Source organism: Pseudomonas sp. R1-6, assembly GCF_051132115.1.
GTDB lineage: Bacteria > Pseudomonadota > Gammaproteobacteria > Pseudomonadales > Pseudomonadaceae > Aquipseudomonas.
On record NZ_CP071662.1, the window covers coordinates 1000933 to 1012373 of the forward strand.

Below are 11441 nucleotides of genomic sequence, written 5' to 3' on the forward strand. Positions count from 1 at the left end.
TTTCCTTTTATTTTTAGTTTCGCCCGTGCGGGCTCATTCAAAACACAACGCACGGTGGGACCGTTGCAAGTCTAGGCAGAAATTAGCTTGCCGGGGCATTGTGACATCAAGTGCACGGCTTTACTGCGTCTTGTTGGACGCTTCGGCAGCCTTGATCAGATCCGGGCCGATATCTGCTTCAAACTTCGCCCAAACGGGCTTCATCTTGTCGCGCCACGCGTTGCGCTCGTCCGCCGTGAGGGTAGTGATTTCGGTGGTCTTGGCGGCCAGAACCCGTTCCTTGTCGTGCTGGTTCAGTCGCTGCGCCTCTTTGTTGGCATGGGCGGTTGCCTCGACCACGATCTTGTCCAGTTCGACGCGAATGTCCGCTGGCAAACCGTTCCAGAAATCGGACGTGGTAATGAGCATGTAGTCGAGAATGCCGTGGTCCGTCTCGGTAACGTACTTTTGCACCTCGTTCAGTTTCTGGTTGTAAAAGTTCGAATAGGGGTTCTCCGCGCCATTGACCACACCCGCGCGCAGGGCCTGATACACCACCGAAAAAATCATCGGTTGCCCTTTGGCGCCTACCGCCTTGAACTGCTCCTCCAGCACGGCGGAAGTCTGCACACGAAACACCAGGCCCTGCGCATCGCTGGGCATGCGCAGCGGTTTGTTCGCCGAGAGCTGTTTCATGCCGTTGTGCCAATAGGCCAGGCCAGTGATGTTCTTGCTCTCCATGGACTTGAGCAATTGCTGGCCCTGGGGGCTTTGTTGGAAGCGATCTACCGCCGCGATGTCATCGAACAGGAACGGCAGGTCGAACAGTTGGACTTTGCGGGTGTACTGCTCGAACTTCGCCAGTGACCTGGCAATGATCTGCACGTCTCCCAGCAGCAAGCCTTCCATCTCCTTGTCATCGCCCAACAGCGTGGAGTTGGGGTAAACCTCGACCTTCACCTTGCCCGCCAAGCGTTCTTCCGCCAGTTTCTTGAACATCAGCGCGCCTTGGCCCTTCGGCGTCTGCTCGGCGACTACGTGGGAGAACTTGATGACGATGGGATCGGCTGCCATGGCGGCGCCCGATGCGGTAATGACCAATGTACAGGCGAGCGCTTTCCACAAGGATTTGAGCATGGCGGATCTCTTGGAATTATGTTTATCGTACGGACACCTTCGATGCCCCTGCGAACAGCAAACAATGGCAAGTCTAGGAGATAAAATGCGGGCCGCCGGGCTGTTTTGGCGTGGTGGGTAAAATCGCTTGGCACCTGCCGGGACTGGCCTTCAGAATCAAGCAAGCAGGATGTTCTCAAACACCAGCAAGGACTTCGCTCCATGATCGATTTCAACAACAAAGGTTTCTTCAAGCTCAAGCAAAACGATGAGTACGCCGAACGCGTCACAGCCCTCTTGCTGGACGGCGAACAAGTCATCGACGCCTACAAGTCCATGCGCGATGGGGTGGTCTTTACCAACAAACGCATCATTGCCGTGAACGTGCAGGGCATCACCGGCAGCAAGAAGGACTTCACTTCGCTGCCCTATAAAAACATCGTCGCGTACTCGGTGGAAACCTCCGGCACCTTCGACCTGGATTCTGAACTGGAGATTTACTTTTCGTCCCTGGGCAAGGTGAAGTTCGAATTCACCGGCAAGACCGGTATCGTTGAAATCTCCAAGGTCATCTCCAGGCACCTCTTGGCCTGATCGCAGCAGGCCGGCTGGAGCTCAGGGCTCCAGCGACGGCCCCTTCAACTCGATCTGGTTGCCATCCGGATCGCAGCAGTAGATCGATAAGCCCTTACCCTCCGCCCCGAAGCGCATTTGCGCTTTCTCGACCTCCAGGCCTGCTGCGTGTAGATGAGCGAGCAGCGCTGGTTCGTCGAACGGTTCGATGCGCAGGCAGAAATGGTCGACGTTATGGCCGTGTTCGCCGGCTGCTTCGCCACCCTGACGGCCAAGTGGCCCGTCGACGTCCACCAGATCGATCATCGATGCACCGGCTCCGAGGTGGATCAGTCCCAGCTCGTCCCGACGTTTCCTGAGCTCGCAACCCAATACCGATGTGTAGAAGGCGAGGCTGCGTTCGATGTCTTTCACGCGCAAGACGATGTGGTCGATGCGCTCGATGCTGAAGTTCTTCATGTCGGCCTCCGCATGAGTTCTGGCGCCAATGAGTCCAGTCACTGTAGCCAATGATTCCCGCAACGGGCACGGGCTGATTCGTGGCGATGAAGTGGTTTGTGGTATGACGACTTCTTAAGATGTCATGGTTGTAAAAAGCTGTCCGGACAAGGTAAATCTCTTCCTTCGTTGATTTGATGGGTTGACAGGTCGGCTAAGGTGCTCAAATAATCGGACACGTTGTATGACGACATACAAATATAAATAACAACACGGTGCCCTCCCTATGAGAATCACAGGCGTTCACGTCGAAATATTTTCCACTCCGTCGCGTCGCGCCCAGGACAGCGCCGGCCACGCTCATCCCGGCGACGAAGTCATGATCAAGATGGCCCTGCTGCGGATCAGCTGCGACGATGGATCGGAGGGTTATGCGTTCGGTACGCCTGAATTGATTCGACCGCACATCATCGAATCCTTCGTGCGCAAGGTGCTGATCGGTCGCGACCCGATGGACCGTGAGCGCATCTGGCAGGACCTGGCGCATTGGCAGCGCGGTAGCGCAGGGCAGTTCACCGACCGGGCGCTGGCCCTGGTGGAACAAGCCTTGTGGGATCTGGCCGGGCGCAAGCTGAAGCTGCCGGTGCACAAGCTCATCGGCGGTTACCGCGACAAAGTCCTGGCCTACGGCTCGACGATGTGCGGCGATGATCTGCCGGGCGGTCTATCGACGCCGGATGAGTACGGCCAGTTTGCCGAAAAGCTCGTCGAGCGCGGCTACAAGGCAATCAAGCTGCACACCTGGATGCCGCCGATTTCCTTCGCGCCAAATCCGCAAATGGATATCCAGGCCTGCGCCGCCGTGCGCGAAGCGGTTGGCCCGGATATCGCGCTGATGCTCGACGGCTACCACTGGTACAGCCGCATGGACGCGCTGACCATCGGCAAGGCCCTGGAAAAGTTGAATTTCGCCTGGTTCGAAGAGCCGATGATGGAAGACTCCGCCGAGTCCTACGCCTGGCTGGCGGCCAACCTGGATATTCCGGTGCTGGGCCCCGAAAGCATCGCCGGCAAATTCCACAGCCGCGCCAGTTGGGTCACGCACAAATCCTGTGACATCCTGCGCGCCGGCGTGGCCGGCGTCGGCGGCATCGGGCCCTGCCTGAAAGTGGCGCACCTGGCCGAGTCGTTCGGCATGGATTGCGAAGTCCACGGCAACGGCGCGGCGAACCTCGCCGTGGTGGGGGCGATCAGCAATTGTCGTTGGTACGAGCGTGGCCTGCTGCACCCGTTCCTCGATTACGAGCAAGTGCCGGCGCATCTCAACAGCATCGTCGATCCGATGGACGCCGACGGTTATGTGCACCTGTCTGATCGGCCGGGGTTGGGCGAGGACATCAACTTCGCCTATATCGAAGCCAACACATTATCCCGACATTGATGGCGCACTGCGTCCGAGGCTGAATGGCCCGGACGGCAAGTCTATATAAATATAAAAAAGGACTGAACCATGAAACTCTGGCCCAAGCGCCTGTCCAGGCTGCTGTGTGTCATCGTGGCGCTGTGCACAGTGCAGGTGCCCGTCAGCCTGGCCAAAGGCGAAACGCCCGCCGACCAATTGGTGGTGGGCATGAGCATGATCAACCTGCTGTCCCTGGACCCGGCCGCCGCGACGGGCCTGGAGGTTGCCGAGGTCAACGCCAACGTCTACGACATGCTCCTGGAGCAAGACGCGGCGCAGCCGGACACGCTGGTTCCGGCCCTGGCCAAAAGCTGGGAAATCAGCCCGGACCGGATGCGCCTGACGTTTCAATTGCGCGACGACGTACGCTTTCACTCCGGCGCTCCGCTCACTGCGCAGGATGTCGCCTGGTCCTTGCAACGCGTTGTCATCCTCAACCGCGCCTTGGCTTCGACTTGGAAAGCTTACGGTTTCACAGCCGAAAATGTCGTCAAACTGATGCGGGCAGAAGGGCCGCACACCTTTGTCATGGAGCTGGCGCGCAGCACCGATCCGCTGCTGGTGCTCAATACCTTGGCAACTTCGCCCAGTGCCTTCATCGTTGACCGCTCGGTGGCCTTGCAGCATCAGGTCGGTGACGATCAGGGCGCGGCCTGGCTGGCTACGCATACGGCCGGGTCAGGCGCATTCAAGCTCGACATATGGCGGGCCAACGATGTGATCCTGATGAGTCGCAATGACGACTATTGGCGCGGCGCGCCGAAGTTGCGCCGGGTGATCATGCGCAACATGACCGAGTCACAGGCGTTGCGCCTGATGGTCGAGCGGGGTGACCTGGACGTAGCGCGCGGCATGGCCGCCACCGACATCAAGGCGCTGGGCAAGGTCGACGAGGTGCGCATTCAGAGCATCGCCCGCGGAACGCTGTACTACGTGGCGATGAGCATGCAGCAACCGCTGTTCCAGGACATCCGCGTGCGCCAGGCGATCCGTCTGTTGATCGACTACCAGGGCATCAACGATGTGGTGATGCCGCATTACGGCGTGATCAACCAGCGGCCGATGCAATTGGGCTTGCCGGCGCGCCTGGAGGATCCGGGTTATCGCTTGGACGTGGCCAAGGCCAAGCGGCTGCTGGTGGAGGCCGGACATGCCGAAGGCTTCAAGGTGAGCATTCGCTCGCTGACCGACCCGCCGTTCATCAACATCGCCACCAGCCTGCAAGCGACGCTGGCCCAGGCGGGCATCCAGGCGACGATCATCACCGGCACCGGCAACCAGATTTACGGGGCGATGCGCGACCGACAGTTCGACATCCTCGTGGGGCGTGGTGGTGGCGGGGCTGAGCGCCATCCGCATTCGAGCCTGCGCGCTCTGGTGTACAACCCGGACAACCGCACCGAAGCCAAGTTGAGCAACTTCCAGGGCTGGCGCACCTCGTTCTTCAACCCGCAGCTCAACCAGTTGATCGAACAGGCCGAGAGCGAGCGCGACCCCGAGCGCCAGCGGCAAATGTACGCCCAGGTCCAGACCCTCTATGACCAACAGGCCGGGGCAATCATGCCGGTCTCACAGATGGTCGATGAGGTGGTGATCCACGCTGACGTGCGCAACTACATCGGACACACCGCCGCTACCACGCGCCTTCGGGACGTCTACAAGCAGCGCTGAAATCGACGGCCGCAGGCCAAGGCAGGAATGAATATGTCGACTGCATCCTTTTCAATCTGGACCACCCGGGCCGTTTCGGCGACCCGGCGCGGCGGCTCGGTGGCGGTGACGCTGCTGGGGTTGCTGCTGCTGACTTTCTTTATCGGGCGCGTGATGCCCCTGGACCCGGTGCTGGCCATCGTCGGCCCGGACGCCGACGCTTCGGCGTATGCCCAGGTATATAAAGAGCTCGGCCTGGACAAGCCATTGTGGACCCAGTTCGCTATCTATCTCGGCGATCTGGTTCACGGTGATTTCGGCATGGCGTTGCTGACGGGCAACCCAGTCATCACTGACATCGCCCGAGTATTCCCGGCGACATTGGAACTGGCGACCCTGGCCATTCTGTTCGGCGTGCTGGCGGGCCTGCCGCTGGGTGTCTACGCGGCGACCCATCAGGGCCGTGCCGGTGACCATATCGCACGGCTGATCACGCTGTTCGGTTATTCCACGCCGATTTTCTGGATCGGCATGATGGCTTTTTTGGTGTTCTACGCCTGGCTGGGTTGGGCCGGCGGCGTCGGGCGGATCGGCCTGGCCTATGACGGGCTGATCCCCAGTCACACCGGATTGTTGTTGATCGACACGGCTTGGTCCGGCGATTGGGAGGCCTTTCGCAGCGCACTGCGGCACATCCTGCTGCCGGCGGTGATCCTCAGCTTCAACTCGGTCGCCTACATCAGCCGCATGACCCGCAGCTTCATGCTCGAACAGCTGTCCCAGGAGTACATCATCACGGCCCGGGTCAAGGGGCTGTCCCAGCGCAAGATCGTCTGGGGCCATGCCTTCGGCAACATTCGCGTGCAGCTGTTGACCATTGTCGCGCTGGCCTACGGCGGGTTGCTCGAAGGCGCGGTGCTGATCGAAACCGTGTTCGCCTGGCCGGGCTTCGGGCAGTACCTGACGAGCAGTCTGTTGCTCGGTGACATGAACGCGGTGATGGCTTGCGTTCTGTTGATCGGCCTCATCTTCGTGACGCTGAACCTGATCAGCGATGCGCTCTACAAGATCTTCGACCCGAGGACTCGCTAATGAACCTGCCCCTTGCTTCCAGCGCAGCCGGCAGTGCCGCGCTGCCTGCTTCGAGTACGGCTGCGCTGGTCGCCAGCGCCACCCGGCTGCTGCGATTTCTGCTGCGCAACCCGATGACGTTCGCCGGCCTGGTCGTCGTCTCGACCCTGATCCTGGTCGCGGCCTTCGCGCCCTGGATCGCCGGTCACGATCCCTTGGCGCAGAACCTTGCTGGCGCGTTGCATGCGCCCAGCAGCGAGCACTGGTTCGGCACTGACGAGTACGGTCGCGATGTGTTCGCCCGGCTGGTGTATGGCTCGCGCATCACGCTGTACATCGTCTTGCTGGTGACGGTGATCGTCGGCCCTATCGGCCTGTTGGTCGGCACGGTTTCCGGTTACTTCGGCGGTTGGGTCGACAGCCTGTACATGCGCATCACTGACATCTTCATCTCGTTCCCCAGCCTGGTGTTGGCGCTGGCTTTCATCGCTGCCCTCGGCCCGGGCCTGGAGCACGCGGTGATCGCCATCGCGCTGACGGCGTGGCCGCCGATAGCCCGATTGGCACGCGCTGAAACCCTGCCGCTGCGCAACGCTGACTTTGTCGTGGCGGTCCAGCTCCAGGGCGCGTCGAGTCCCCGGATCATCCTGCGCCACATCATTCCGATGTGCCTGTCGTCAGTGATCATCCGCCTGACCATGAACATGGCGAGCATCATCCTCACCGCCGCCGCCCTGGGCTTTCTCGGCCTCGGCGCTCAGGCACCCTTGCCGGAGTGGGGGGCGATGATCTCCACCGGGCGGCGCTACATGCTCGAAAGCTGGTGGCTGGTGGCGGCGCCCGGTGCGGCGATCATGCTGGTCAGCCTGGCCTTCAACCTGTTGGGCGACGGCTTGCGCGACGTCCTTGATCCCCGCAGCCAATCCTGAGGAACAAGTCATGACTGAGATAAAACTTGCGGTACAGGATTTGTGCGTGGAGTTTCGCAACGCGGGCAAAACCTCGCTGGCGGTGCGTGATGTGTCGTTCAACCTGGGCCGGGAAAAACTCGCCATTGTCGGCGAATCCGGCTCGGGCAAATCCACCGTCGGCCGCAGCCTTTTGCGTCTGCATCCGCCGACGGCGCGGGTCACCGCCAAGACCCTGCGCTTCGCCGATATCGACTTGCTGAGCGCGAGCGAAAAGCAGATCCAGGCGATTCGCGGCGCGCGCATGTCGATGATCATGCAAGACCCGAAATATTCACTGAACCCGGTGGTGCGCGTTGGCGAGCAAATCGCCGAAGCCTATCTTGCCCATCACAAAGTGCCCCATCGCCAAGCGCGGGAACGGGCCTTGGACATGCTCGCAAAGGTGCACATTCGTGACCCTCGTCGGGTCTATGACCTGCACCCCCACGAAGTCTCTGGCGGCATGGGCCAGCGGATCATGATCGCCATGATGGTCATCACCGATCCCCAGGTGATCATCGCCGACGAACCCACCTCGGCCTTGGACGTATCGGTGCGCCGGCAGGTGCTCAACGTGCTGGAAGAGCTGGTCAGCGAGCGTGACCTTGGACTGATTTTCATCAGCCACGATTTGAACCTGGTACGGCATTTCTGCGACCGCGTGCTGGTGATGTACGCCGGCCGCGTGGTCGAGTCGATTGCCGCCGCCGACCTGGATAACGCCACCCATCCCTACACCCAAGGCCTGTTGGCCGCATTGCCCAGCCTGGACCATCCGCGCGCCACGCTGCCGGTGTTGCAGCGCGACCCACACTGGTTGAATCCTTGAGGAGCCTGTCATGAGCATGATCGAAATCACCGGCCTGAACCTCAGTTTCGGCACCGGCGCGGCACTGAACGCGGTACTGCACGACGTGGGCCTGAGCGTTGGCGAAGGTGAGGCGTTTGGCCTGGTGGGGGAGTCCGGTTCGGGCAAGACCACCGTGCTGCGTTGCCTGGCGGGACAATACCAGCACTGGACTGGTCAACTGCAAATCGCCGGCAGGGCAGTGACGCGCAAGCTGCCGCTGGACCACTACCGTACCGTGCAGATGGTTTTCCAGGACCCGTACGCCTCGCTGCATCCGCGCTACACCATCGACGCCGCGCTGCAGGAGCCACTGCGTATCCACGGTATCGACGGGCGTGGGCCGAAGGTCAGCGAGATCCTGCGCAAGGTTGGTTTGAACGACAGCTTTCGCTTTCGTTACCCGCATCAATTATCCGGCGGCCAGCGCCAACGCGTGGCGATTGCCCGTGCGCTGATCCTGCGCCCTCGGGTGTTGCTGCTGGACGAGCCGACCTCGGCGCTGGATGTCTCGGTGCAGGCGGAAATCCTCAATCTGTTGGCCGATCTGCGTCGCCAGGAAGGGCTGACCTATTTGATGGTCACCCACGACTTGGCCGTCGTTGCGCATTTGTGCGATCGGCTGGCGGTGATGCAGCAGGGCAGGGTAGTGGAGACACTCGACAGTCACTTGCTCGCGAACAATGGCGCCGACCATGAATACACGCGCCTGTTGGTGCAAGCCAGTCGCGATATTCAACGCGTACCTATTGCCGTTTGAAGTAACTGACCCGCTGTACCTGTTTTAAACCGCAGAACACGTTGAACCGCACGTTTCAATGCGCGTACGCGCTCGCCTGCGATTTGGCGTTCAACCCAACTAATGATTTCAACTTACAAGAATAAAAAATATGAAAAAGACCCTCGTAGTTTTGTCGATCGCTTCGTTGTTCACCTCGGTTGTCGCTCAGGCGGATACCGGTTATATCAATGTCCGGCATCAATATGCTGAAAAGACTCGAATGCATGCCGACCGCGCCAAGTTCGGCATCAGGCTGGATAACGGCGTGGGCCTGGAAGGTGAACTCAAATACAAGACCGCCGGTGACCGGAAAGACGTCGCCTTCGACAATACCGTCGGCAGCGGCCATGAGTTTACGGTCAACTACCAGCATAAGATCAATGATCGCTGGACGCTGACGCCTTCGTTGGCCCTGGAGAGCGACGAGGAATCCACGACCTACAAAATGGGCATGCGCCTGGGTTACAAGATCACCAAAGAACTGAGCATCGCCGGTCGCTACCGTTACGATTCCTCCAAGCTGGACCGCGACAAAGTCGATCGCGACGTGCCGGACAACGGCCAGGACGACCAGACGATCCATCGCTATGACGTGTACCTCAACTACGCGGATCAAGGGCCTTGGGCGTATGAATATCAACTGACGTACTTTGATGCCGATTACATCCGCTACAACGGCGGTACTGACGACTATGAGCAGAATGCCGTGGTCAAGTACAAGTGGGACAAGCGCTGGGCACCGTTCTTTGAAGTGGGTGATATCAAGGTCAACTCGGTGGACAGTGATCGCCAACTGCGGTTGCGGGTGGGGATCCAGTACAACTTTTTCTGAGTGGTGGGAGAGGTAGTCAACACTGAATTAAAACTGTGGGAGCGAGCTTGCTCGCGATAGCGGCCTGCCTGTGCCGGTGATATTGGATGTTCCGCCGCCTTCGCGAGCAAGCTCGCTCCCACAGGGGGCGGTGGAGAATAAAAATGCGGTGGTTACTGCAGCCACAAAACTGGGGGGGTTATTCGTTGTAGAACGCCTGGCGTTGTTGGGTTTCACACAGGCGCATGCGGCTGTTGCTCAAATGCAGGTACATGGCCGCCCGCGCCGCATCGACATTGCGACTGGCGATGGCATCGAATATTTGCTGGTGCTCGGCATTGATCCCCTGCAGGTAGGCGCTGCGATCACTTTGCCCTGAGTAGGCGGAGTTCATCCGGGTGCGCGGGATCAGCTTCGTACCCAGGTGCTTCATGATGTCGATCAGGTAGTAATTGCCGGCCGCCTTGGCGATTTTCAAGTGGAACTGAAAGTCGGCGTTGATGGTGGTGCCGGATTTTTCCGGCCCTTGCAACAACGCATCCAACGCCTGGGCCAGTTCGGCCAGGGCTTCGGGCGTGGCGCGTTCGGCGGCCATGCCGGCGGCCTGCACTTCGAGGCTCAGGCGAAACTCCAGCAAGTTGAGCACGTCGGACAATGTGGCAATCGTCGCCGGCCCGAGGGTAAACCCTTCCGGTGCCGGCATATCCAGAACAAACGTGCCGACGCCATGGCGCGTCTCTACCAACCCCGCCGCCTGCAAACGCGACAATGCCTCGCGCACCACCGAACGGCTGACGCCTTCGGCTTCCATGATGTGCACTTCGGTGGGCAGTTTTTCGCCACATTTCAGGATGCCGTCGCGCATGCGCTGGGCAAAACGGTCGACCAGCGTTTCGGCCAGGCGGCGCGGCTTGTTCAATGGAGATAACGCTTGGTCCGTCATCGGCGTGCTCTAGTGAGATCAGCGGGCATTATAGTGAGTTTTGAGGCAAGGTCGCGGCTATAATGCCGCGATCGTCTGGCTTGATGGATAGGTGCAATGGAGCGTGTCACAACCGATCGACGCCTGAGCATGACTCAGCAACTGGTGGTCGACCTGACGCAGCAGATACTCGCGGGCGACCTGCCTGCGGGCAGCAAGTTGCCAACGGAACAGGTGATCATCAAGGAGCGTGGCGTCAGTCGGACTGTTGTCCGTGAAGCCATGTCCCGGCTCCAGGCTGAAGGCTTGGTGGAAACCCGACATGGCATCGGCACGTTTGTGGTGGACACCGCGCGCCCGGGAGATTTCCAGGGCGGCAAACATGTCAAGGGTGGCGCTTATGACGCGCTGGCCGTGATCGAACTGCGCCTGAGCCTGGAAGTGGAAGCTGCGGGTATCGCTGCGCAACGCGCCACGCCGGATCAGTTGCTAACGATGCGTGAGGCGCTCGATGCGGCGAATGCGCTTGATCCAACGGATGAGGAAAGCGCCCGGGTCGATTTCGAGTTTCATCGGCAGGTCGCCCAGTGCACCGGCAACAGCTTTTTCATCGATGCCATGGCCCATGTGGGCAACACGTTGATCGAGGTAGTGCAACAGGCCGGGCCGTCGGTGACAGGCCAGAACCGGGCACTGGTGGTGCGCGAGCGGGAGCAGATCTACGCGGCGTTGGCGCGGCACGATGCGCAAGCAGCACGGGCTTCGATGCGGTTGCATTTGATCAATATGTTGCAGCGAGTCCGGGGTGTGGTCGAACTGAAGGCGCAATGACCTGCATCAC

Annotated in this window: 12 protein-coding genes; 9 read left to right on the forward strand and 3 right to left on the reverse strand. The window is 60.2% G+C overall.

Annotated features, from left to right (window positions below; genetic code table 11):
* Nucleotides 1-120: 120 nt before the first annotated feature.
* Entirely contained in the window at nucleotides 121-1116 is a 996-nt protein-coding gene (locus J3P81_RS04675; protein ID WP_434562385.1) for a TRAP transporter substrate-binding protein, read from the reverse strand.
* A gap of 201 nt (nucleotides 1117-1317) precedes the next feature.
* On the opposite strand from J3P81_RS04675, the gene J3P81_RS04680 reads away from it, so the two are divergent.
* Nucleotides 1318-1689, forward strand: a complete 372-nt coding sequence (locus tag J3P81_RS04680; protein WP_039592153.1) for a PH domain-containing protein — start codon at nucleotides 1318-1320, stop codon at nucleotides 1687-1689.
* A 21-nt stretch (nucleotides 1690-1710) separates the two neighbouring features.
* Here the strand turns inward: J3P81_RS04680 and J3P81_RS04685 are convergent, their stop codons facing one another.
* Entirely contained in the window at nucleotides 1711-2127 is a 417-nt protein-coding gene (locus J3P81_RS04685; RefSeq protein WP_420764106.1) for a VOC family protein, read from the reverse strand.
* A gap of 265 nt (nucleotides 2128-2392) precedes the next feature.
* Between J3P81_RS04685 and J3P81_RS04690 the strand changes: the two genes are divergently transcribed.
* The 7 genes from J3P81_RS04690 (at nucleotide 2393) to J3P81_RS04720 (ending at nucleotide 9699) form a co-directional block, all read left to right on the forward strand.
* Complete coding sequence (locus tag J3P81_RS04690; protein WP_420764107.1) at nucleotides 2393-3547, forward strand: mandelate racemase family protein; 1155 nt, start codon at nucleotides 2393-2395, stop codon at nucleotides 3545-3547.
* Between the two features lie 69 nt (nucleotides 3548-3616).
* Nucleotides 3617-5239: an ABC transporter substrate-binding protein gene (locus J3P81_RS04695; RefSeq protein ID WP_434562387.1), complete on the forward strand. Its 1623-nt coding sequence runs from the start codon at nucleotides 3617-3619 to the stop codon at nucleotides 5237-5239.
* Between the two features lie 33 nt (nucleotides 5240-5272).
* The gene (locus J3P81_RS04700) at nucleotides 5273-6310 is read left to right on the forward strand and encodes an ABC transporter permease (protein ID WP_420764109.1); all 1038 of its coding nucleotides are present in this window, start codon (nucleotides 5273-5275) and stop codon (nucleotides 6308-6310) included.
* Nucleotides 6310-7218, forward strand: a complete 909-nt coding sequence (locus tag J3P81_RS04705; protein WP_434562389.1) for an ABC transporter permease — start codon at nucleotides 6310-6312, stop codon at nucleotides 7216-7218. The genes J3P81_RS04700 and J3P81_RS04705 overlap by 1 nt, the downstream gene beginning before the upstream one ends.
* A gap of 10 nt (nucleotides 7219-7228) precedes the next feature.
* Nucleotides 7229-8068 (forward strand): ABC transporter ATP-binding protein, encoded by an 840-nt coding sequence (locus J3P81_RS04710; protein ID WP_420764111.1) that lies wholly within the window; start codon nucleotides 7229-7231, stop codon nucleotides 8066-8068.
* Nucleotides 8069-8078: 10 nt separating this feature from the next.
* Complete coding sequence (locus J3P81_RS04715) at nucleotides 8079-8846, forward strand: ABC transporter ATP-binding protein (protein ID WP_420764112.1); 768 nt, start codon at nucleotides 8079-8081, stop codon at nucleotides 8844-8846.
* A 130-nt stretch (nucleotides 8847-8976) separates the two neighbouring features.
* A complete protein-coding gene (locus tag J3P81_RS04720; protein WP_434562391.1) occupies nucleotides 8977-9699 on the forward strand; it encodes an oligogalacturonate-specific porin KdgM family protein in 723 nt (240 codons plus the stop codon).
* Between the two features lie 178 nt (nucleotides 9700-9877).
* Here J3P81_RS04720 and J3P81_RS04725 read toward each other — a convergent pair whose 3' ends face one another.
* A complete protein-coding gene (locus J3P81_RS04725; RefSeq protein ID WP_181287902.1) occupies nucleotides 9878-10621 on the reverse strand; it encodes a FadR/GntR family transcriptional regulator in 744 nt (247 codons plus the stop codon).
* A gap of 96 nt (nucleotides 10622-10717) precedes the next feature.
* Between J3P81_RS04725 and J3P81_RS04730 the strand changes: the two genes are divergently transcribed.
* A complete protein-coding gene (locus J3P81_RS04730) occupies nucleotides 10718-11431 on the forward strand; it encodes a FadR/GntR family transcriptional regulator (protein ID WP_434562393.1) in 714 nt (237 codons plus the stop codon).
* The last annotated feature ends 10 nt before the right edge of the window (nucleotides 11432-11441 follow it).

Coding starts and splice junctions, on each gene's coding strand:
- J3P81_RS04725 (WP_181287902.1), bottom strand. CDS start 10,621: ATGACGGACCAAGCGTTATCTCCATTGAACAAGCCGCGCCGCCTGGCC.
- J3P81_RS04700 (WP_420764109.1), top strand. CDS start 5,273: ATGTCGACTGCATCCTTTTCAATCTGGACCACCCGGGCCGTTTCGGCG.
- J3P81_RS04710 (WP_420764111.1), top strand. CDS start 7,229: ATGACTGAGATAAAACTTGCGGTACAGGATTTGTGCGTGGAGTTTCGC.
- J3P81_RS04685 (WP_420764106.1), bottom strand. CDS start 2,127: ATGAAGAACTTCAGCATCGAGCGCATCGACCACATCGTCTTGCGCGTG.
- J3P81_RS04705 (WP_434562389.1), top strand. CDS start 6,310: ATGAACCTGCCCCTTGCTTCCAGCGCAGCCGGCAGTGCCGCGCTGCCT.
- J3P81_RS04675 (WP_434562385.1), bottom strand. CDS start 1,116: ATGCTCAAATCCTTGTGGAAAGCGCTCGCCTGTACATTGGTCATTACC.
- J3P81_RS04690 (WP_420764107.1), top strand. CDS start 2,393: ATGAGAATCACAGGCGTTCACGTCGAAATATTTTCCACTCCGTCGCGT.
- J3P81_RS04730 (WP_434562393.1), top strand. CDS start 10,718: ATGGAGCGTGTCACAACCGATCGACGCCTGAGCATGACTCAGCAACTG.
- J3P81_RS04720 (WP_434562391.1), top strand. CDS start 8,977: ATGAAAAAGACCCTCGTAGTTTTGTCGATCGCTTCGTTGTTCACCTCG.
- J3P81_RS04695 (WP_434562387.1), top strand. CDS start 3,617: ATGAAACTCTGGCCCAAGCGCCTGTCCAGGCTGCTGTGTGTCATCGTG.
- J3P81_RS04680 (WP_039592153.1), top strand. CDS start 1,318: ATGATCGATTTCAACAACAAAGGTTTCTTCAAGCTCAAGCAAAACGAT.
- J3P81_RS04715 (WP_420764112.1), top strand. CDS start 8,079: ATGAGCATGATCGAAATCACCGGCCTGAACCTCAGTTTCGGCACCGGC.